The 23,093-nt window shown below is 44.5% G+C and carries 20 protein-coding genes; 7 read left to right on the top strand and 13 right to left on the bottom strand.

Going from position 1 to position 23,093, the window contains the following annotated elements; all coding sequences use genetic code 11:
* Positions 1-3 precede the first annotated feature (3 nt).
* The 10 genes from C900_RS01965 to C900_RS01920 all read right to left on the bottom strand — a co-directional run bounded on the left by C900_RS01965 (position 4) and on the right by C900_RS01920 (position 9,277).
* Complete coding sequence (locus C900_RS01965) at positions 4-963, bottom strand: MlaD family protein (RefSeq protein ID WP_009577872.1); 960 nt, start codon at positions 961-963, stop codon at positions 4-6.
* Positions 964-985: 22 nt separating this feature from the next.
* Complete coding sequence (locus C900_RS01960) at positions 986-1,726, bottom strand: ABC transporter ATP-binding protein (protein ID WP_009577871.1); 741 nt, start codon at positions 1,724-1,726, stop codon at positions 986-988.
* Entirely contained in the window at positions 1,723-2,502 is a 780-nt protein-coding gene (locus tag C900_RS01955; protein ID WP_009577870.1) for an MlaE family ABC transporter permease, read from the bottom strand. The genes C900_RS01960 and C900_RS01955 overlap by 4 nt, the downstream gene beginning before the upstream one ends.
* Positions 2,503-2,505: 3 nt before the next feature.
* The gene (locus tag C900_RS01950) at positions 2,506-3,123 is read right to left on the bottom strand and encodes a superoxide dismutase family protein (RefSeq protein ID WP_009577869.1); all 618 of its coding nucleotides are present in this window, start codon (positions 3,121-3,123) and stop codon (positions 2,506-2,508) included.
* Between the two features lie 197 nt (positions 3,124-3,320).
* On the bottom strand, positions 3,321-4,232 hold the full coding sequence (gene ligD, locus C900_RS01945; RefSeq protein WP_009577867.1) for a non-homologous end-joining DNA ligase: 912 nt from the start codon (positions 4,230-4,232) through the stop codon (positions 3,321-3,323).
* Positions 4,233-4,266: 34 nt separating this feature from the next.
* Complete coding sequence (locus C900_RS01940; protein WP_009577866.1) at positions 4,267-4,845, bottom strand: DNA polymerase ligase N-terminal domain-containing protein; 579 nt, start codon at positions 4,843-4,845, stop codon at positions 4,267-4,269.
* A 12-nt stretch (positions 4,846-4,857) separates the two neighbouring features.
* Entirely contained in the window at positions 4,858-6,267 is a 1,410-nt protein-coding gene (locus C900_RS01935; protein ID WP_009577865.1) for an SGNH/GDSL hydrolase family protein, read from the bottom strand.
* A complete protein-coding gene (locus C900_RS01930) occupies positions 6,264-7,547 on the bottom strand; it encodes an OmpP1/FadL family transporter (RefSeq protein WP_009577864.1) in 1,284 nt (427 codons plus the stop codon). Before C900_RS01930 ends, C900_RS01935 begins: the two co-directional genes overlap by 4 nt.
* A gap of 10 nt (positions 7,548-7,557) precedes the next feature.
* The gene (locus tag C900_RS01925; protein WP_009577863.1) at positions 7,558-8,883 is read right to left on the bottom strand and encodes an NAD(P)/FAD-dependent oxidoreductase; all 1,326 of its coding nucleotides are present in this window, start codon (positions 8,881-8,883) and stop codon (positions 7,558-7,560) included.
* Positions 8,884-8,896: 13 nt separating this feature from the next.
* Positions 8,897-9,277 (bottom strand): SpoIIAA family protein, encoded by a 381-nt coding sequence (locus C900_RS01920; protein WP_009577862.1) that lies wholly within the window; start codon positions 9,275-9,277, stop codon positions 8,897-8,899.
* A 453-nt stretch (positions 9,278-9,730) separates the two neighbouring features.
* Between C900_RS01920 and C900_RS01915 the strand changes: the two genes are divergently transcribed.
* From C900_RS01915 to C900_RS01900, 5 genes are all read left to right on the top strand, one after another.
* Positions 9,731-10,528, top strand: coding sequence for a metallophosphoesterase family protein (locus C900_RS01915; protein WP_040495279.1), 798 nt, complete (start codon positions 9,731-9,733; stop codon positions 10,526-10,528).
* Positions 10,528-11,124, top strand: a complete 597-nt coding sequence (locus C900_RS01910) for a hypothetical protein (protein WP_009577860.1) — start codon at positions 10,528-10,530, stop codon at positions 11,122-11,124. Before C900_RS01915 ends, C900_RS01910 begins: the two co-directional genes overlap by 1 nt.
* Positions 11,125-11,346: 222 nt before the next feature.
* Complete coding sequence (locus C900_RS31000; RefSeq protein WP_083867419.1) at positions 11,347-11,445, top strand: helix-turn-helix domain-containing protein; 99 nt, start codon at positions 11,347-11,349, stop codon at positions 11,443-11,445.
* A 29-nt stretch (positions 11,446-11,474) separates the two neighbouring features.
* Complete coding sequence (locus tag C900_RS30795) at positions 11,475-11,609, top strand: hypothetical protein (RefSeq protein WP_009577859.1); 135 nt, start codon at positions 11,475-11,477, stop codon at positions 11,607-11,609.
* 175 nt (positions 11,610-11,784) lie between these two features.
* The gene (locus C900_RS01900) at positions 11,785-12,564 is read left to right on the top strand and encodes a zinc metalloprotease (RefSeq protein WP_009577858.1); all 780 of its coding nucleotides are present in this window, start codon (positions 11,785-11,787) and stop codon (positions 12,562-12,564) included.
* A gap of 63 nt (positions 12,565-12,627) precedes the next feature.
* Here the strand turns inward: C900_RS01900 and C900_RS27995 are convergent, their stop codons facing one another.
* The 3 genes from C900_RS27995 to C900_RS01885 form a co-directional block, all read right to left on the bottom strand.
* The gene (locus C900_RS27995) at positions 12,628-14,991 is read right to left on the bottom strand and encodes an Ig-like domain-containing protein (protein ID WP_009577857.1); all 2,364 of its coding nucleotides are present in this window, start codon (positions 14,989-14,991) and stop codon (positions 12,628-12,630) included.
* Positions 14,992-15,303: 312 nt separating this feature from the next.
* Positions 15,304-18,555, bottom strand: coding sequence for a glycosyl hydrolase family 18 protein (locus C900_RS27990; RefSeq protein WP_009577856.1), 3,252 nt, complete (start codon positions 18,553-18,555; stop codon positions 15,304-15,306).
* A gap of 246 nt (positions 18,556-18,801) precedes the next feature.
* A complete protein-coding gene (locus tag C900_RS01885; RefSeq protein ID WP_009577855.1) occupies positions 18,802-20,010 on the bottom strand; it encodes a BaiN/RdsA family NAD(P)/FAD-dependent oxidoreductase in 1,209 nt (402 codons plus the stop codon).
* A gap of 178 nt (positions 20,011-20,188) precedes the next feature.
* Here C900_RS01885 and C900_RS01880 point away from each other — a divergent pair, with 178 nt between their 5' ends.
* Positions 20,189-21,721 (top strand): GH3 family acyl-acid amido synthetase, encoded by a 1,533-nt coding sequence (locus tag C900_RS01880; protein WP_009577854.1) that lies wholly within the window; start codon positions 20,189-20,191, stop codon positions 21,719-21,721.
* 354 nt (positions 21,722-22,075) lie between these two features.
* Positions 22,076-23,047, top strand: a complete 972-nt coding sequence (locus C900_RS01875; RefSeq protein ID WP_009577853.1) for an EamA family transporter — start codon at positions 22,076-22,078, stop codon at positions 23,045-23,047.
* The last annotated feature ends 46 nt before the right edge of the window (positions 23,048-23,093 follow it).

The following is a 23,093-nucleotide window of genomic DNA, read 5'->3' as shown; positions in this document are numbered from 1 at the left end:
CAACTAATCCTCTTTTTTATTCCCCGAAAACAGGTTTAACAGCCAACTATTGTTGATAGTTTTCATTACTTCATCCAGATCTTCTGTACCGCGCTGCACGTTGTACATGGTTTCCTCAAACTTTTTAGCAGTGGCCGTATCGTTAAGCAATTTGTCTATCATTCCCTGATTGTCATTTAGTCTTTTCATAAACAGCTTTAACTCCCTGCTGGCATCTGCCAGGTTTCGGCCCGCATATTTTACAGAATCAATTGTTGTTTGCAGATCGTTGGCCAGGCTATCATCATGCAACGCCTTGCTCAAAAGCCCTCCCCCTGTGTTAACCTGTCGAGCTGCTATCTCTACCTGCCGGGTGATCTGTGCAGCATTCACACCTGTTCTTTCCAGTGATATCACCACATTAGAAACTCGTTGTGATAACACAGAATCTGATACGACCTTTCCCAAAAGACCCTCGGCATTTTTTATCTGCTCGCTGATCAGGTTGAGATTTCTCGTCAGGTCACGTGCGTTGTCAGAGGTAGCCTTAAAAGAGGTGATCACCTCATCGATACTAACAGGTTCTTTTGTTCTGATCTGGTCGCCATCTTCCACGGCAGCGCTTGTAGCTGCCCCTGAGGATATACTCACTAATTTATTTCCCATTAAGCCTTCTGACTCAATGGTAGCATATGCGTCTTTTTTAATAAACTGACTTACCTCACTATTTATATATAAGGTAACACGTGCTGTAGAATCTGAGGCAATTTCAATGTCTTTGACTGTTCCTATTTTTATTCCTGAAAACAGCACATTATTACCTGGCTGTAACCCGCTTACATTTTTAAATAGCGCAGTAAGCTTTACCCTGTCTCCAAACAACTGCTGTCTACTGCCAATGTAATAGACCAGGCCTACAAATAGCAGCAGGCCAATGGTTACAAAAATTCCTAGCGTAATATCTTCTCTTACTTTCTTATCCACTGATTCATTTGTTTACTATTCCTTACTCAAAGAAATCACGCAGCCATGGGTCGTTCTTTTCTCTGAGTTCATCATAGGTACCTTTATATTTAAACACGCCATTGCGAATGACTTTCATTTTATTCGATGTTATGCGGGCACAGGCCATGTCATGCGTGATGATAATGGAGGAAATGTCGTATTCCTGCTGCATTTCCAATATCAACTGGCTTATTTCCTTAGAGGTAGCCGGATCCAGGCCGGTAGTGGGCTCATCATACAACACAATAGCAGGCTTCAGGATCAATGTCCGGGCCAGTGCTATCCGCTTTTTCATACCTCCCGATAGCTCCGCCGGCATTTTATCAATGGCTTTTTCCAAACCAACACTTCTAAGCGCCTCGTATACCCTGTCTTCCATTTCGTCCCTTGATGGCTTATCCGAAAGCCGCTCTAACGGAAACCGAAGATTTTCCCGCACTGACATAGAATCGTAGAGTGCTCCTCCCTGAAAAAGGAATCCAACCCGCCTCCTGAGTTTATTCAGTTCTTCGTCTGCTTCAAGGTCTTTTACTTCCTGGTCCAGTACCCGCAGCCTGCCCTCATCCGGCTCTATAAGTTTGACAATACATTTGATAAGAACCGATTTTCCCGTACCACTTTTGCCAAGTATAACCAGGTTCTCTTTACGATGCAGTTGGAGGTTCATTCCCTTCAGCACCTCATTATCACCGAATGACTTCTTTAGTTCCTGAATGTCAATCACTATTTCTTCCTCTTTCATCTTATAAACAATTGTGTGAGCTGAACAGCGATCAGGTCTATAACAAAGATCATCAGCGAAGATATCACCACCGCAGAATTAGCTGCGCTACCTACTCCCAACGTTCCCTTATCAGCAGTTGCGCCCTTATAACAACCTACAATACCAATGGCAAAACCAAAAAACAATGTTTTGATAGTGGCCGGAACAATATCCGAAAACACCAGGATATCCAAGGATTGTTTATAGAACAGTGAAGGACTTACGTTACCTTCTATATTGACTCCTACATACGATCCTACTAAAGAAATAGCATCGGCATAATATACAAGAATAGGAACAGTAATGGTGGTGGCTATTACCCTGGTAACAACCAGGTAGTTAAAAGCATTGGCGCCTGATACGGTCATGGCATCTATCTGCTCAGATACCTTCATGGAACCTAGCTCTGCCCCTATGCCCGACCCTACCTTTCCAGCGCAGATAAGTGCAGTCAAGACCGGTCCTATCTCCCGAATAATAGATACAGACACCATAGATGGCAACCATGATTCTGCGCCAAACTGTTCGAGTGTGGGCTTGGTTTGCAGCGTCATTACCATACCAATGATAAACCCGGTAATACCTACCAGAAATAAGGAATCATACCCCAACCTGTAAGCCTGGTTGAGTATTTCCCGAAACTCAAATGGCGGCTTGAACACCTGGCGGAAAAACTGCTTTGTAAAGCGGCCTATTCCAGCTACATTGATGAAAAAGCGTTGAAATGACTCTGGTAATGACTCTGCAATCTTCATTTATTATTCCACACCCTGTTTAATGACACCACAGCCTATCATGGCACCTGCAGCTCCTGATGGCTGAGAAGTAAAATCGTCAGCTCCTGCGTGTACAATTACAGCCTTATTTAGTATGTTGCTATCCTTAGCCCCTCCTATAGACCATCCTTCCACCGTCATCTCCATTGATCCGTTACCGTCATTACCTACCTCCATATTTCCGATATCTCCTTTATGGAATTCACCTTCTCCTCTTTTACCATGCTTGGTATTAGTCGGATTCCAGTGTCCTCCTGCTGAAGACGCATCCGCAGCGCTACAATCACCATTTTCATGCAGGTGTACAGCATGTTGGCCGGGCTTGGCATTTTTTACTTCCAGTTCAAATTTCACTTTTCCATCTTCCTGCTGTCTGAAGGTAGCCTTACCGGTCAGCTTACTGCCACTTGCACTGGCTATATTGGCTATAGCAGTTAGAGAAGCTTCACTGTTTTCATCGTCATTCTCAACGACATCTCCGTTGATGGGCTCAAAATGTTCAGCATCTTCCATGGTATCTCTTTTGTCTTCATTGCCTGCCCCGCAAGCAAACAGCATAGCAAAACATAGCGCCATTAAATAGGTCCTAAATAATTTCATAGCATTTTTTGGTTTAGTTAATGATTAATCACGAGATATAGATAAAAATACATGCCAAAAATGGCAGGTTGTGCAGGGGCCATGAAAAGACCTGAAATAATAGCACCGGCAAGCTTTTTAAGTTTGCAGAAATTTCTCATCATTTGGGTCCACCGGCATTAATCGTGTAAAAAAATACACAAAGATGAAGAACTGTATCAGTGACTATGATGAAGAGTTTGTACCTTCTGAAGTTTTCTCTCGAGGCTTTTGAGAGATATGGCGTGTCTTCTCATTCCCTTCCAGGGGTCACCTTTTTCAGCTATTCGCTCATGGATATTTTTTATAGTAAAAGTACGGGCATCAATTGCCTGATCCCCCAACTCTGTCCATTCCAGAGGGGTAGCTACCGATGCTTCTGCCAAACTCCTCAGACTATATGGAGCTATACCGGTTTGTGCATAGGCATTCCTTTGTATATCCAGGTAGATCTTTCCATCCCGATCGCTTTTAAATCGTGCTGTGGTAAAAACATCCGGGTGCCTTTCAGTAAGCTCCTCTGCAATAGCGTGGCCTGTCTCCCGCACCAGGTCAAAGGAAAACCGGGCATCTAAGGGAACAATGACATGCATACCAGATGAGCCAGTGGTCATTATAAAAGACTTAACGGAAAGTTCATCGATGAAGTCCTTCACCAGAAAAGCTGCCCTTCTCACCTCTTCGAAGTCGTCAGAAGGGGGATCCAGGTCTATAATAAATTTATCCGGATTGTTAATGTTTTTGGTTTTTGAAAGCCATGAATGAATGCTAACTGTAGCCTGATTAGCCAGGTAGACCAGTGTAGCGGGATTATTACAAACCACATGTTCTACTTCACCATTTTCTTTGGGAACAATCGTTGTTTCTATCCAATCCGGGAAGTATTCCGATGCCTCCTTTTGGTAGAAACCACCTTTTTCGATACCATTAGGAAAGCGTTGTAACATCAATGGCCGGTCTTCGATATATGGTAACATACAAGGGGCTATTGTATAATAGTAATCAACAAGCTCTCTCTTTGATATTCCCAAAGCCGGGAAAATGAGCTTTTCTTCGCTCGTAATATCTGTATTTCTTCTTCCTACCTTCATTGTTTTTTGAGTTTAGATGCTGGTTCGGGGCAACTTATTTCATTTCCTCTATCAGCTTTCCGCTTATAGCTGACTGGGGTTGCTCCTCCAAAATCCGTCCTTGGCTTTGTGCATTCTCATCAGCCATTTTCACCAATAGCCACTGCTCTTCTTCATCATTCATACGGGTCATAGCATAGCTTCCATTAAGCTTTTTACCATGCAGCTCAATTAAAAAGTGTCCTTTCTTTATGGCTGCGTTCAGATCTTCCAGTTGTCCGCTCTTAATTGTAATATTATCGTATGTACCTATATCCCATACCAATACCTTGCCTGCTCCATATGACCCTTCAGGAATAACCCCTTCGAAATCTATGTAATTGAGTGGATGATCTTCTGTACGTATAGCCAGCCTCTTGTCCTGCGGGTTAGTAGATGGTCCTTTTGGTACAGCCCACGACTTCAATACACCGTCCACCTCAAGCCTGAAATCATAATGCAGTGTGGATGCGGCATGTTTCTGGAATGAAAACCTTAACCGCTCCGATGATCTTCCCGTAGTGCCGGGTGGTTCGGATGTTTTAGTGAAATCTCTTTTCTCGTTGTAGGCCGATAAATCATATTTTCTATTCATGACATTGATCTTTTAAGGTAAATTAACACCCTCATATCTACTCACGATCACCGGACTTATGGAAGCTCCAAAATCCCTGTTTATGGCTTTGATAAACTCGTTGGCCACCAAAGCATAGCCTCTTGAGGTCAAATGGATGCCATCCAGGGAAAATGCCCCTCCCGATATGAATTTAGCATCTATCGGTATACCGTCTACAAACATACCTGCCTTCACCCGTTTCAACAGCTCATTGGTTTTTACGAGTGCTATATCCGGGTTAGCAGCCGCAATATTTTCAATAATAGCATTATAGGCCGAAATGGCTTCGGTAATGTTTTCGATCTCTTCTATTGTGAGTTCATGCTGTTCTGCAAGAGGGCTTCCCACTCCAATTATCGAGGCGGGATCTTCGGGGTCCTTGCGGGTTCCTAATATTTCATTAGCCGTCAATAGTACCTTTTCATTATGTTTTAATTGCCGAAGGTTGGGCAACCCTCCCTCCTGAAGGTCGGTCAGCGTTTCATCATCTATAACCACCGCATTTTGTCCCTTATTAAAGCGTATAGTCCGTAGCTCTTTCTCTTCACGGCTGATCAATCCGGCTGCATAAGCCTGCTGAATACCAGCATTATACCCGGCATAGCCTGCATTTGCCTGATCGGCCGCAGTCTGATCCATGGGAATGGCATTAAATGGCACCGCTGTAAAATATGGCGCTGCTGTAATATCAGGGATGGTGGCAATTACACCTTTTGCTCCGTTCTTGGCCAGTGTTTGGACCAGCAACTGATACAAAGGCTCAAATTCCGATTCCGGATCGGTGATGCCATACAATCCTGTACCTTCTTTACCCTGTACTCCGAAAGCTCCACCTGTGGTAGCATAGCCCAATACATCATTACTGCCTATCCAGCAGGTAAAAAAAGTAGGCTCACTCTCCGCCACAAGGTCCAGATAGCTGGTGGAGTTTTCTTCGCCATGCGATAGTATCCTGTAAAAGAATGGGTTGATATTAATTTTCCCCAAACCCACAAAAGTAATATCCTTTAACCTGATACCAGGAATACCGAGATTATTAAAACTTCCGGTTTGCTTAACTGCGAAATTCGGATCCGGTGCACGCATACCAATTTGTGGAGCCCCTGAGTCATTAAAACCGGCTATGTACATGTAGCCTGTGCCAGTGCCTTCCGGTAATAGCGGCTGCTCAAAATTCACTGGTGCTACTTCCTGAAACTGTCCCGCAATAATGGCAGGAAATGAAGTCAGTTGTGCGTCACGATAAAGTCCTCCGTTACTTACCCCTGCTGTTAGCGAGTTACCAACGGCTATATAGTTTGAAAAGTCGACCTTACCTCGCTGTGGTACAGGCACGTCAAGCTCAGGCTGACATCCAAAACCGACAATTATAGCTATATATATAAGAAGTATATTTTTCATTGTCTTACATTGAATTTATAACTGATAGATATTCCGGGTATAAAAGCATTAAAGCGATAGGTACCTGGCAAGGCCCCCTGCTCTCCTGTTTCGGGATCGTATGTGCCCGCTTGCTCTACATCTTCCTGTGTTTGAGTGCGTTCTTTGGCGCTGATATACAGGAAAGAGAGATCAACGTTGAGTTGCTCCGTCACTGCTATACCCACCCCTGCGGTGAAATTATTCCTGTCAGAGCTGGGCGTTTCCGGGGTCAGGTATCCATCCCTTACCGGGCTTTCATCAAAATAATAGCCGGCCCTTAGTGTAAAAACAGGGTTGAGTGCATATTCGGCACCAACGTTATACGAATAGGAATTTTCATAATTTCTAGGTGAGTGGGTATCCTGAAGCCGGTCAGTATTTATTGCAAAATCAAACGCCAGTTCTTTATAGGCATTCCATCCCGTGCGGGTAACCTGTGCCGCTAAGGTCAGCCTTTCATTCGTATGCCAGGCTACACCCAGGGCAATGTTATCCGGAAGTGGCAGGGTAGTATCAAAAGTATTGCCTTCCGGGAAATACACCCGCAGAGATTGGGGTACTGCAAATGTGGCATCGCCATCTTTAAGCGTCATACTCACCTTCGACCGGTAGTTCAAACCTATGCTCCACCGTTGGGATGGCTGAAACAGAATGCCTAAATTATAACCCCAGCCAGAAGCGTTGCCGTTCAACTCCACCGATGGGTCAACGTCTTCTGAAGAAATAGGAAGCTGTCGCTGCAGGTTAACGAATCCGATGGCATAGACCACCCCTCCCCCAATGCTCAACTTATCGGTAAGCTTGTAGGCAATGGTGGGTTGAACATAAACAGACTCCAACCCGATTTCATCCAAGAGAACATCACCCCGCCAGCCAGATTCCCAATTCACGCTACTACCATAGGGTGTGTAGACCCCAATTGCCAGCCTTAACGGACTTTCTTCTCTAGCCCACACCGCGTAGAGATAAAAGGGAGTACCTATGGGATTATCTGTTTCCGCTGTATAGGTGCTATTGGGAATATCTGAGGCATAATATTGCACACGAGAGAAAATAGGAGCAAAGCCAATTTCAACAGTTGAATGCCTGGCGATCCCCAGGGCTCCGGGATTCCAGAACACACTGGATGAAGTGGCAAAAGGCACCCCGATATTTCCCATTGCAATGGCACGTGCAGCCTGCAATAACACCTGATAACCATTGGCCCACGATACCGAAGCTGCAGCCAGAAAAATAAAAGTTGTAAACAGTTTTTTCATTTGATTCTGATCAGTCTTTAATAATAAGCCTTGTCTCCCGGTCATGATTGAAGTAGTTCCATGCCCAGTTGATGAAAGTCACCACCTTATTTTTAAAGCCTACTAAGGAGTACAGATGTACACTCAACCATACCAGCCATGCCGCTGCCCCATGAAACTTCCACTTCTTCATGTCTACCACTGCCTTTTTTCTGCCCACAGTGGCCATAGTGCCTTTATTGATGTAGTGAAATTCCTTTAATTCCTTGCCCTTGATATGGCGGGTAAGATTTGTAGCTAAAAATTTTCCCTGCTGAACGGCTACAGAAGCCAGTTGTGGATGACCCTGGGGATAATTTTTCGTCTCGATTTGGGCAACATCTCCTATAGCAAATACATTATCATACCCTTTCACCCTTCCAGAAGCATTGGCTTTTATTCTTCCTTTTTTGGTAACCAAACCTTTACCAAGTCCCGGAAGAATGGCCCCCGATACTCCGCCAGTCCATAGCATGACCCTGGCGGGAATATTTCCTGCATCGGTGCGTACTACCCGGCCATCGTAACCTTCAATTTTTGTGTTTGTTTTAATGATCACGCTCAATTGCCTCAGGTATTCTTCAGCTTTTTGAGAAGCTTCATCAGACATAGCCGGCAATAATTCAGGTGTCAATTCAATGAGGTGGATTTTTGCTGATTTTACATCCAAATCAGGATAATCATGCGGCATGATATACTTCTTGAATTCAGCAATAGCCCCCGCCAGCTCAACACCGGTTGGTCCGCCACCGGCAATCACAACATTCATCAATTGATCCTTTTGCTCAGGATCATTGATAAGAAGCGCCTCTTCATAATTGCGCAATAACCTGTTTCTGATCCCGATAGCATCGGAAATGCTCTTCATCGGCAAGGCATGACGTTCAATATCCTTCATCCCGAAATAATTAGTTCGCGCCCCGGTAGCGATCACTAGGTAATCATACCGCAGTGTGCCTCCATTGGTTACTACCAGGTTCTTTTCCGGCACCACTTCTGTCACTTCTACCATTCTGAAATGGCAGTCGGGATGAGCGTTAAGCGGTTTTCTTAGTGGGTAGGCAATCGAATCTGCCTCTAAACCAGAGGTTGCCACCTGGTACAGCAGGGGCTGAAAAGTGTGATGATTCTGCTTATCGATGAGCACAACCTGGAAGTCCTGCTTCCTTAACGCACGAATAAGATGCAAGCCGCCAAAACCACCCCCCAGGATCACCAGGCGCGGCCTCTCGGTTTTTCTAATTCCCAGGTCATTTAATTCTCTAACTGGTTTTTCTTCATGCTGTTCTTTCAGCAGTTCGATAACTTGTTCCGGCATATTATAACTAATCTTACCTCCGATGTTCCTCAGTTTCACTTAACATTACCCACTCCATAGCAGTTGCTTTTTCAGTTTTGTCGAAGTACTTCACTTTAGCTGAGGTAAAGGGTTTGGCAAACTTCGCGCCCCACTCGAGCCACTGCTTGTCACCTACTATTGCCACTCTCTTGAAGTCATTGAAATGCTTAATATCAAACTTAAGATCCTTCCAGACCGCCTTAGGTTCTACCTCATCCAATTCTTCCATTTCACAGTACAGATTGATCTTACCATGAATCCTGATCTTATCTTCCAGCAGTGGAATGATAAGATCATAATCGCTCGAGGTGATTTCACCACTCATTCTTATGGCCAGAGTATCGTCATGCACTTTTGTTAGTATCTCTATCATGGCTTCTAAAGTTTTTACATTGTATAATCATAGAGATGAAAAAATTGTACCGTCTTTATTGGCAGGTTTCAGATGGTTTTGAGAGAAGAGATTGTTTAGAAGTGTCGAAATAACGTGCAATAACCACCACAGTATGTGGAACGTACTTTTCATCGGATGAGTGTCTTCACAAAGAAAGTCTCATCCGATGAATGTTTGGGGTGGGAAGACCGAAGACCGTAGACTGAAGTCCGACTACATTCCTGGAGGCTTTCGCCTATTACCCACACCTTTGCCTGCTGATTTTGTCTGCTGTCCACTATTCATTCCTGTCCTGATCGCTATCGGGGAGCTGTCCCCATTGAATATAACTAACTATCGGGATCTCAATAATTTGAGGATGCCTAAAATTTATGCTCATTTCATAGTAACACTTTTATTCATCCTTCCGTTTTAGTGATGAATATAAGTGCAATGAGACGATCATTATATACTATTTTAATTCTGCTTTGCGTCACACTGCAGGCATGTTTTGAATATAATCCGAATCAAATTATTCTTGAAGATGATGAAAAGGATTTGACCGCTAAAAATATTGCCAAACTGCAAGAAACAACTCCCTCTGAAACCATTAGATTCGTTTTCATGGGCGATACGCAGCGCTTCTATGATGAGTCTGATGATTTTGTAAAGAGCGTCAACCAATTAGCCAACATCGATTTTGTGGTTCATGGCGGTGACATCTCTGATTTTGGACTGGTGCAGGAATTCAAATGGATACATGAGATAATGTCCGGCTTAAAGGTACCTTACCTCACAGTGATCGGTAATCATGACCTTTTGGCCAATGGCAGAAAAGTATACCGCGAGATGTACGGAGAGCTTGATTATACCTTTGAGTATGGCAATTACAGATTTATTATGCTCAATACAAATTCCAGGGAATTTAATTTCAATGGAACTGTGCCCGATTTGATGTGGCTGAAACAGCAATTGGAGGATAATACAGCTAACAAAAAGACGGTAGTAATGTCTCATATTCCACCTTTTGATGGTGATTTTGATCCCAACCTTGAGCAAGAGTATGCACAATTGCTAGCTGAGGACCCAAATGTGGAGCTATCTCTTCATGCGCATCGGCATTCCTTTTTTGATAATGAATACTATGATGACGGTACCCGTTATTTTGTTACCACCAGCATGCAAAAGCGGGGGTATATTGTTGTGACGATGTCTTCACAAGAAACACAAATAGAAGTAATTAACTACTGATGCGGCAGACTACTATAATCCTGATCTTATTCCTCTTCTCTGTATCCACCTTAAAAGGGCAGTACGATCAGAGGGATAAAAAATGGTATATTCCGAATCATACAAAGGTACAATTTGCCGGCAACATCGGCTTTCTATCTGCTGGTCCGGGCTATCTTCATGGAAAGGGAAAGCTGGAAACGGATCTGATGTTGGGCTTTTTACCCAAATCCATCGGAGGAGATCATATTGTAAGCCTGACCGGTAAAATGACCTATTCTCCCTGGAAAACGAATTTAGGAGAAGAGTTAACTCTCATCCCTTTTTCTATCGGGCCTTACCTGAGCTATTCATTCGGAAGTCAGTTTGACACCCTACTTCCCAATGAGTACCCTAAGGGATACTATTGGTGGGCAACCTCGTTGCGTTTCGGGGCGTTTATCGGTGGCAGACTACAAATGCCGCTAAAAAGTGAGCAAAAAGTTAAAGGTCTGGATTTTTACTATGAATTAGGGACCTACGATCTGGAATTTTTGAGTTATATTCAAAATACGAAATACCTGAGTATCACAGATATATTTAGCCTCGCCCTGGGGGTGAAGCTGAAGTTGTATTGATGACCTCACACTAAATCCCCACTAAAGTTAAGGGTGCCATCCAATCCGATTTCCCATATTTCATATTATTTCATATCGGGAGAAGGAGCGTGTTGGCAACCGGGACAGTCCTCTGACGTTGGCAGGCTATAACTCAACGCTGATATTTAACCTGCCCCACCTGGCCCTGCCTCAATAATCTTGCATAAAGCTGAAAGCCGGATATCACTTGATGGTTAAAGAATTGCAAAAAAAGCCTTAACACAACAACGGTTGGCAGAAAAACTCAACGTAAAACGTAGCTACATATCCAAAATCGAACGAGCCCGCGAAAGGAAATAGAACGAGCAAAAAATTAAGAAAAGAGTACTATGATGACAAAGAATCCAAAAACGATTAACGAGCTGTTTGATCAGAAGTACGGTAAAAAAGGAAGTAAGGGACGATCTGATTTTGAGCAAAAAGCAGAGGACTATATGGTAGCGGAGTGTTTTATTTTCTTCTGAAAACCATGTAACAAGATTACCAGTTTTTTCGGCTGTTTTCTGATATGCATACCTTTAATCGGTTCTCCTATGCCGAACTCACGTTAAAATAGTATCAGGAGTAGAAAATAAAGACCAATTAATTAGTATAAAATCCCTTTAAGTTAGCAATGAACCTTAAACCATAATACCAATTATGACAGCAAAAAATAAATTTATCACACTAACATACCTTTTATTTGGCATGGGATTAATGTTTTCCTGCCAGGAAGATGATGGCGCTTTGGCAGAACTTCAGCAAGAACCACCGGATGCTAAAATGGTTGAACTGATTAGCGATAAAGGGTTTGACGCAAAGGATATCTATATTGAGGACGGCTTTTACTACGTTAAAGGAGTTGATATAGTCTTTGATAAAAAAATGGCTGAAAACTTCAACAGTGAACAACCTGCTGAGGAACAGCGTTGGAATGGTGGCTGGATGTATTACTCTTATACCAGAGATGTGAAAATATATAAAGACGCCACCTTTCCCAACCATTTATATGGCGGACCATTATACTACGCAGCGAAACACTGGAGTAATATTAGTCCTAACATAAATATTTCATTTACTAATATCAGAAGCGAGGCTGACATAGTAGTATCAGGCTATTACAACAGCAGTGCATCCGCATGGGCATATGCCGCGTTTCCCCATGGTAATGGAAACGTTGGGTCCTGGATGTGGATCAACACGTATCACCGTCATAATCAAAGTTATGGAGATAAAGTAGGATTAATGGTACATGAACTAGGCCACAACCTCGGGTACTGGCATACCAATCAACCTGGCGCCTATCATATTCCCGGCACCCCATATACAGATTATAATTCCATAATGCATCCAAATATACCCAGTGGATGGCAATATAATATAGCAGCATGGACAAGTGGTGACAGAGAAATGATCAGATGGGCATACGGCTTGTACTAAGAGAGCGCCCGAGATCGTATACTAACCCTCCAAGGGTTCCAAAACCCTTGGAGGGTTATAATACTAGTCTTTATACATCTTATAGGTCGTTGCCTTACCACCGGAGGTCAATCTAAAGAAGTAGACCCCTGTAGGCGCCTGTTCTGCATTCCATTGTATGGCATGATGCCCCGGTGCAAAAATATCATCGGCCAATACAGCCACTCTTTTCCCCACGGTATTATATATCACCAGCGAGGTGTGGGCCTCCTGCTCCACTGTAAAATGTATCGTGGTGGATGACACAAATGGATTCGGGTGATTAATTACCTCTGTATCCTGCTTTTCAACCTGAGCTGTAGAAGCCACTCTTGCCATTGAAGCACCGTCCAATGCATCCAGATAGGCTCTGTGGTTGTTCGAAAATTCATAGCCATTGGCTATGTCCCAGTTGATGGACCAGGTCATAAGCCCTCTGAAATCAAAATATCCACTGGAATTTCGCAGGGTATAACTCCCCCCAAAAGGAATACCTTTGATGAGGTAATCCAATGCCTTGTGAACATTAGCGGGGGTAGTATATCCACCTCCCGCTGCTGAGGGTGAGGCAGGCAGTCCTATGGCCACCTGGTCAGGTCTTAGAGCAGGGAAACTTGTCGGGTTGCCTGCTATGGAAAACCCCTGTAGCAACATCTCAGCCATGGCCACATGAAAATCGGGAGTGCTTTGCGAATAACATCTGCCATCCAGGCCAACCATACAACCCGAATTGTAATGTTGCACATGTATATAATTCATCTGGCCTCTAAGGGCATAGATCACCGGCAGATAAGCTCCGTAGATACCGGAATAGGTGCTGTGCCCTCCCTGTACAAAGGCTGTTTCTGGCGCCATAGACAGGATAAAATCAGACCCATAGTTACTTAGCACTGTCTGAGTGGCTGAGATGAAGTAGGTGATCTTTGGTGACACCGGATTTCTAAAGTCTGTATCACCGGCTACCAGCGAGAGGGAGCTCCCCTCCAGGTCAATATCCATACCACTGAAGCCGTATGTATTAATAATATTGATCATGCTGCTGCTGAAATTCTGTGCACCTGCAGCGCTACTCACCTCAATAGCACCATTAGCACCTCCGATGGAGATCAGCACCTTTTTTCCTCTGCTGCGAAGTAGCGCCACGTCATCTTTAAATTCCTGCACAGTAGGGTAAATAGCAGGATCAGGTGTGAATTGCATAGTAGAACCGGCATGTGTTGTTGGTTCGGCAAAAGCAATGTTGATCACATCCCACTTATCGGAGACATTGCGAAGCTTAATTGTCCCTGATCCATTATCAAAATTGTGCCAGTACCCCACCATGATCCGCTTAGGCAGGTCTCCATCTTCACCACTATCATCAGACCTTACCATGACTGATACTGCGGATGATGTGGTAGATGCACCCTTGTCATCAGTTGCTTTAGCCGTTAAAGTATAAGAGCCGATCGTAGCATTAGACCATACTATCTCGTAAGGGCTGCTCGAGTCCTCTCCTATCTTTGTTCCGTTTCTGTAAAACTCAACTTTTGTTACCTGCCCGTCATCAGAAGCATTAGCCGTAACTGTGATGGTAGCTCCCTCAACAAAGCTACTACCGTTAAGTGGCGAAGTGATACTTACTGATGGGGCTTCATTTTCTCCTCCCGGACCACAATCACCTAAAGAAGTCCAGGCATCCTGCCAATGCATGCCTACCCCCGGTTCATAGGCCCAGGCCGCAGAAGAAGAGCACCAACCGGGAATATTGCAACGGAACCTCTGATTGACATTCTGCACTTCCTGATCCTGGCCATAGCTGGTTCCTGCACTGTATTGCGGCAAGCCTGAACAGTTGCCACCGGTTCCATCCTGGTTAACCGTAACAGCCACCGCTATAGAAGTTTTGGAAGCGCCCTCATTATCTGTGGCTTTTGCTGTAAGTGAATAAGTTCCTGCCACAACATTGCTCCATGTAAAAATATATGGTGAAGAGGTGGCTTCCCCCAGCTTAGTACCACCCGAATAAAATTCCACCTTCACCACACTGCCATCACTATCAGAGGCATTGGCTTCAATTAATACATTGTCTCCTGCTATAAAAGTAGCTCCGTTTAATGGTTGTGTGATGTTTACAGACGGGCTGACATTAGTACCCCCATCACAGGCACCCAAATTGGTCCAGTGCTCATAGGGGTCAGAGTATTGTTCCGGATTATTGTTTTGAGTCCAGTAATTAGCGCGATATTTATGGCCATTATATTGTACCTCAGCTCCCCCGGTATAAACCGCGGAAGCGCTCCACTCCGGTAATCCACTACAATCTACTTCATCCGCCCCAATGGCAGTAAATGTCAAACCAGAAAAACAGAACGTCAGGATAGCTGCTACCCTGATAGATAATAAGTATTGTATATATAAAGATTTCATGTGCATATATTTAGTATTGAGATATTAGTATTGAGTAAATAGACCAAAGCCGGGAGTCCAAAATATATCACTGAAGACCTCGACTATTACTCGCCACACACTTTTTTGCCTACTGCTTTTGCCAACTGTCAACTTTTTCAAATTTCCTCTTGTCATTCATCGGATGAGATCTGCTTTGATAAGACACTCCTTCGATGAGAGCCTTGGTCTTCGGATTTCCGTCCCTTTTGCCTACAGCCGGCTATTCATTTTACTGGTTTTGAAAAGGCAGAAGTTGCCACCGACCAGGCGCAGTGGCAACTTGAATTAAGGTTATTCCTTACGCATTTTTAGTGTAGTCACGTTCGCTTTATAGGTCAATTGGTAGTAATAAAGTCCTTTCGACCAGTTGGTAGTATTAAGTTCGTAACTATACTTCCCGGGCTCTGGGTTGCCATCAGTTATTCGCATTACCTCCTCACCCACACTGTTGTAAATAACCAGTGACACCGGGTGTTTTTCAGGAAGAGAAAACTCTATTGTGGTATTCTCTGTGAAAGGGTTGGGATAATTCTGCCGAAGAACAAAATCAACCGGTATGTTTTCCAGCACATGCTGAGCCTGATGGCCCAAACGGGCCGAAGCGCTGCTACAAGGCCCTACGAGCGTCCAGTGCTCATAAGGATCCGAGAACTCTTCGGGGTTATTATTTTGTGTCCAATAGTTAGCCTGGTATTTATTGCCATTGAATTGAACCTGATCCCCTCCGTGATATATTGCTGAAGCCGACCACACCGCTATTCCTTCGCAGTCTCCACCTGTTGAGTTCGAGTTAACAGTAATGGAAATAGGGCTACTGGTACCCTGAGCTCCTTGATCATCAGTTGCCTTGGCGGTGATAGAATAGGTACCCACTGCAGCGTTTGTCCAGGTAACGGTATACGGACTTGTGGCTGACTCACCTATTTTGGTTGTTCCACGGAAATATTCCACCAATGCAATGGTACCATCGCTGTCGGAAGCTAAAGCGGAAAAGGAGATATTTTCACCTTCATCGAAGGAAGCATTGTTCGCAGGAGCGCTGATGCTAACAGAAGGCCTGGCATTACCAGTGCCATCCCCACAAGGGCCTAACAGACTCCATCCATCCTGCCAATGCTGCCCTACTCCTGGTTCGTAAGCCCAGGCAGCGGAAGAAGAGCACCATCCCGGAATATTGCAATTGTATTTATTACCAATATTCTGAACGTCCTGATCCTGCGAATAGGAAGAGCCGGCTACATACTGAGGTAAGCCGTCACACCCACCTGTATCTGGCTGCTCAACAGTTATGTGAACGGCCGGGGAAGTGGTGATAAGTCCCTCATTGTCCGTAGCTCTGGCAGTAATAGAGTAGCTACCTGTTACTACACCGCTCCAGTTAAAAGTATATGGTGCCGAAGAGTTCTCGCCCAGTTTATTATTTCCCTCAAAAAATTCCACCTTTAAAACGGAGCCATCAGCATCAGAAGCTTCTGCCGTTATGGTGATAATATCGGCTGTGGTGAAAACTGTCCCATCAGCAGGAGCAGTGATACTAACAGAGGGTGGCTGATTGGAACCTTGCTCCGTCACTTCAATGGTTACGGCAGATGAAATAGTCGAGGCATTATCATTGTCTGTAGCTATTGCAGCAATTTCATGCACACCAACCGCAGCCCCGGACCACGTAAATGAATATGGGGCCGAATTATCCTCTCCCAACTTCTGGCCGTCTCCGTAAAACTCCACCAACACTACATGTCCATCAGGATCAGAAGCCGATGCTGTAATGGTAATGTCAGTGCCTTCAACAAAAGTACTACCATTAGCAGGTGTTACAATGCTCACCTGTGGATCAACGTTTGGGCAATTAGGAGAACACCCACCCGCCATTACATCACTATAGATCTTATCGATCAATGAATTGGGCCCGGAAGGCACGTCTTGTGTCCCTTCCCAGTACATGGCGCCCGCCAGGTTGTTCTGATGAATATAGCTGATCTTGTGGCCCAGTGACTCCGTATCTTCATAAGAAATGAAGTGCCCCCCCAACTGATTGGGATTGTACAAATAAGGCACGCTGGCTACGTCATCCCAGTACCTGGTATAGCCATTTTTATTAATATAGCTCGCTACAAGGTCTTTATAATCATGCACTCCGGAAGGCTGACCCGGTTCATCCCAGGAGCCGGGAGGTGGCTGCGAGGCTGATGATTGTTGGTATAAGCCGTGTGAATCACCAGCAGCAACATCTCGCCATTCCCTGCTATAGATTGGAAGCCCTACAGTGATCTTATTGGCAGGAGCGCCATCAGCCATGTAGTGGCTTATTGCAGAATGAACATTGAATTTAGGATCAATAACCGGGCTACCATCCGGATGTGTGCCCACGCCATCTCCGGCACTGTTATACAAAGGAGCATGATGCCCGGTGTAGTTGGCCCACGCTCCATTCATATCATAGGTCATGATGTTTGCCCAGTCTACCGCTGCAAAAAAGCCCTGAACATCCATGGCGTTGATCTTGGAAGTGCCGGCTCCTACGGCTGCGGTGATCAGGTATTGTTTACCATCGATCGCTTCCTGTGCATCGAGTTCCGCTCTTATTGCCTGTACGAGCCTGGTATAGTTGGCGCCATCCTCCGGGCCTCCTTTCCCGGTATCATTGCCACCCCCACCGGGATACTCCCAATCTAGGTCCACCCCATCAAACTTGTACTTCACGAGAAACTCGCGCACCGACTCTGCAAAAGCCTGTCTGTTGGCGGCCGTAGCCGCAGCTTCATAGAAATGTGTCGACCAGGTCCAGCCACCTACTGATATGAGCGTTTTCAGGTGAGGATAATACTGTTTTAGTTGATACAGCTTATCGAAGCTTCCGCCTTCTTTTTGAAGGTCAGCAAACTCATCTCCAACCACGATTCGATAGGTAGAGGGATTGATGTTAGCAAAAGCAAAATTGATGTGCGTCATTTTATCTGCCCTCAGGTTCTGCACATGAAAGTTACGCCCATAGACACCCCATGAGATATAATAAGCTATGACCTTCATTGATGGGTCATAGCCCGGTGCCGGGTCACACTGTGGTTGTCCGCAGGGAGAAGGAAAAAGGGGACTCAGGTTCTCCACCTCAAAGCCGGTAGCGGAAATGTTTGCCCCTTGAATAGTAGCATTGAAAGGTGGTATCGAAATACCGGCATATTTCGCATTTACCGAGATATCAACAGATGCATTGGCTCCCAATGACGTACCCCCGCCCCAGGAGGGTGGCTCCCATTTATATCTGTTATTTCCCAGACTCGTGACAGTACCGGAATAACTTGTTACCTGTAAATAGTGCGCGTCAAGTTCAAACTCAACGTGATAGTCTTCTACTGCTGAAGACGTGTGGTTGGTAACCTTTAGCGTTCCTGTAAAATCCGGCATCAGCCTTTGCCCCTGCGTCCAGGTAGCAGAATATTGTTGAGCCCTTCCTGTATTTAGGCTCGCCAATATGACTAACGCCAACATCCATGGCAGTTTATAGCTGCCAAAAGATAATTTTAGGTAATGTGATTTGATCATAATAATTGGTTTTAGGTTGGTAATAGCTCCTGAGAACAGATGTACCCAGGTACTTCTACACCATGATTTATTAAAATCAAGACCTAATTACAACTTTATTAGCTGAATGGTGGGAAAGTGTAGCTAAGTGCAGATTGGTGAGTCAAATTAATCGAATATGGGTGATCTATATCCGGAATCTCTTATAAGAAAACGAGCGACCCCTTACTCTTTGAAGTAGTCTACAGTTTTTTTTCCGCTCGATCCTTACTCTAACAGCTTTCCGGCAATAAAACCAGTAGTCCACGCTGCCTGGAAATTAAAGCCTCCGGTTACACCATCTATGTCCAGTACCTCACCGGCAAAGTAAAGTCCTTCAACTTTTCTGCTCTGCATTGTATTAAAGTCTACATCCTGAAGACCTACGCCTCCGCATGTCACAAATTCTTCTTTAAAGGTTGTTTTTCCCTGCACTTTATAGATATCGTTGGTCAGAATATTCACCATTCGGTTTTGTCCTTTCTTACCCAGTTCACCCCAGGTGATGTCCTCTCTAAGGTCGATCTTTTGAATTAAAAACCCCCACAGCCGGGATGGCAAACCGAATGTATTGAGATTCAGCACCTTTTTTTTGGTATGAAAGGCAGTAAGCTGCTCTAACTGTTCTTGCACTTCCCTCTCTGAAAGCACTCCTACCCAACTCACCTGCACATTAAACTCATAATTAAGCTCGTGTAAAACCCTGGCGCCAAAGGCTGAAAGCTTAAGAATAGCAGGACCACTCATACCCCAGTGGGTGATCAATAACGGCCCCTCCGCATTTAGCCTGGTGCCTTGCACCCTGACTGCTACGTAGGGCACTGAAAGCCCCATAAGCTTTTTAATGGGCTCATTTGGCATATTAAATGTAAAAAGTGAAGGAACTGGTGGTTCGATAACATGCCCAAGCTCCCTGAGCCAGTCAAAGCCCTCTTGCTTGGGACTACCACCAGTAGTCACTATTACCTTGTCGACCTCAAAGGTTGCCTCTTTGGTTTTCAATAAAAACCCGGATGCCTCTTTAGCTATTCCGATTACCGGACAGTGCATAGTTATATGAACATCGGCCCGCTTTGCCTCTCGCATCAGGCAATCAATAACCGTTTGTGAGTTGTCGGTAACGGGGAACATTCTATTGTCGGGTTCCGATTTGAGCTTCACTCCTCTTCCTTCGAACCATTGCACTGTGTTGTTGGTATCGAACTGGCCAAAGGCTTTCTTTAACTGTTTTGATCCCCTGGGATAGAATTTAACTAACTCAGAGATCCTGAAGCAGGCATGTGTCACGTTGCAACGCCCTCCTCCTGAAACCTTTACCTTGGATAACAGCTTACCCGACTTTTCGTAGATGGTAATGTTGGCATCAGGATGTGCCTCCCTGCAAGACAAGGCGGCAAAAAAGCCTGCAGCTCCTCCGCCTATTATAGCTACATTCATTGATTTTCGTCTGTTGTAAAGTGCCCATAAAGGAAAGGAATAAGTTGCACATCAACCACACAATTGTAGAACAAAACTCACCCTCTTTCCGAATCTGCTGATTTCTTGTGTTTTAAAACCTACTTTCATAATGGGTACTATTTTAGCAAGTGTCATAATGAAATGTTATATAAAACCTATGGCAGTACTTGGAAATATTATAAAGACAGCTATCGAACTAAAGGATCGGTTATCTGCAGATGATCCGGCTGTGCTTTGTCAGGAAAGAGTGCTACTTGATCTGCTACAAAAAGCAAAAGACACCCAATTTGGGAGGAAATATAATTTCACGACCATTCTTCAGGCTCCTGATGTAGCTAAAGCATTTTCAAAAGCTATACCCGTTCATGATCATAACAAGATCTACAGGGAATGGTGGCATAAAACAGTAGCTGGAGAAGCGGACGTTACCTGGCCAGGTAAACCCACCTATATGGCCTATAGCTCAGGCACCACAAATCTCGCAAGAAAAAAAATACCGGTAACGGAAGATATGCTGCAAGCCACACGTAAGACCAGCTTACAACAAGTGACTTGCCTGGCCAACTTTGACCTGCCCCCTGAGTTTTTTGAAAAAGACATATTAATGCTGTGTAGCAGCACCAATCTCATTGAGAATGGAATATTCAAAGAGGGTGATATTAGCGGCATCAACGCCAGCAACATACCCTTTTGGTTTAAAACCTATTGCAAACCCGGAGACGAAATTCTAAGGATAGACAATTGGGAGGAAAGGATACAACGGATTGCCCTGGAGGCTCCGAATTGGGATGTTGGCTCACTATCTGGCATACCCTCATGGATAGAACTTATGCTCAAAAAGATTATTGAGTACAATGGTATCCGTAATATTCACGAGATATGGCCCAACCTGGAAGTGTATGCTACTGGCGGGGTAGCTTTTGGCCCTTATCAAAAAGGACTGGAAAAACTGTTGGCACGACCGCTTATCTATATCGACACTTACTTTGCTTCGGAGGGCTTCCTTGCCTTTCAGTCGAGGCCGGAAACCCATGCCATGGCACTGGCCACTGATAACGGGATCTATTTTGAATTTGTACCTTTCAATGCCGCGAATGTCGATGAGAATGGTGCAATAAAGCCTGGTGCCGAGGTATTGCCACTGGCTGAAATACGGCAAGATGAGGAATATGTAGTGCTGATCTCAACAGTATCAGGAGCCTGGAGATATCTAATTGGGGATACCGTAAAGTTTGTCAATCGAAAGAAAAGCGAGATCATCATTACCGGCCGGACAAAGCATTTCCTGAATGTAGTAGGCTCAAAACTTTCGGTAGACAATATGAATTGGGCCATTCAGAAGTTGGAAGATGAGTTAGGTATGACTATTAATGAATTTACCGTCTCAGCCATACTCACCGAAAATAACTACGCCCACAAATGGTATATTGGCTCCGAAGACACTGTAGATGAAAACAAAATCGTCAGGCTGCTTGATGAAAGCCTCAAAAAAATTAACCACAGCTACGAAAATGCCCGAAGCCGTGCTTTAAAACATGTGATCGTCAAGATCATTCCTCCCGGATTATTTTATGACTGGAATGCAATAAAGAACAAAAAGGGAGGGCAGGTAAAAACGCCCCGTGTAATGAAAGAAGATCAATTTATTGAATGGGAGAACTTTGTAGCCCGTGAACTCAGTTGGCAATAACCCGATGCGATACGCTTCCATCAATAAACATAGCCTAATCCGGTGGTTATCACTCCGGGATAATGAAATAATTTAATCGACCTGATTAAAAAATATCACGTATCTGAACCCATCCAAATCTGGGGTTATCCGTTTATACTGAATCATCCATTGGATGATCAAAAATTATAAACTTACTATTTAGTGCCTCTAAGAAAAAACGCCAATGTCTGAGTGTCTGCGTTACGCTTGTTCCAAAAATGCTCATCCCAACAGTTTTGTTGTACGGGACTCCGCTTTTTTGGCACTTCGTCCCGCCCTTTGGCGGAAGCGTTTTTCTTAAAGCTACTTAGAGTTTTCCTATAGACACTATTTATGGATCGATCATTATTATCTTATAAGCTGGCAACCATAGCAGCTTTTGCTGCTATTTATTTTATATGGGGCACCACATATCTGGCTATTGTTATCGGATTGGAAGGTTTCCCTCCTTTTTTGATGGCTGCCGTGCGATTTATTGTTGCTGGACTGCCATTGGTAGGTTATTGTGTTTTTAAGGGAGAAAAGTTTCCAACAGCCTCCGCTCTTGTCAAGAATGCCGTACTTGCTTTGGTGGTACTGGCAGGGGGACAGGGGCTATTGATATGGTCTGAGCAATATATTGCATCGGGCTATGCGGCCGTATTGGTGGCCACCTTGCCCATCTGGTTCGTAATTATGGATAAAACGAACTGGAAGACATATTTTTCAAATCCCTATATCATAGCCGGGGTCGTGCTGGGTTTTTTAGGTATACTTTTGCTTTTTAAAGATACTATCAGCGGCACATCCATGAACGAAAATGTACGCCTTGAGCTTATCGCCTCATTGGCGGTTTTGCTGGGCTCTGTTTGCTGGGTAGCCGGCACCTTATATCACAGGACTAACCCCGCGCCCGGGTCAATTTATCTTAACCTGGGTTGGCAGTTGATCATTGGTTCGGTTATCTGTTCAGTGATCAGTGTGAGTGCGGGTGAATTGACCTCTTTCACTTTTACCCATATTAGCTGGAGGGCATGGTCAGCCGTGTTATATTTGTCCGTTGCCGGCTCTATCATAGCTTTCATTGCCTATACTTGGTTGCTTACGCAGAAACCATCTGCTGTGGTAGGCACCTATGCCTATATCAATCCCGTGGTAGCCGTTTTTCTTGGTTGGCTGCTTGCCGATGAGGTCATCAATACCAATCAGTTAGTTGGAATGTCCATCATTTTGGGCAGTGCCATACTCGTTAATATTACGCGTGCACAAGTGCAGAAAACCAGTGCCTCAAATGTTCCCATGGAGGATGAAGCTGTTAATTGTTAATTGTTTAGAGTTTCCAGTTTAGAGTTTCCAGTTTAGAGTTTCCAGT

This window comes from Fulvivirga imtechensis AK7 (assembly GCF_000331535.1).
Taxonomy (GTDB): Bacteria; Bacteroidota; Bacteroidia; order Cytophagales; family Cyclobacteriaceae; genus Fulvivirga; species Fulvivirga imtechensis.
Note: the sequence above shows the minus strand (reverse complement) of the source record. Positions and strands in the feature narration are given on the sequence as shown.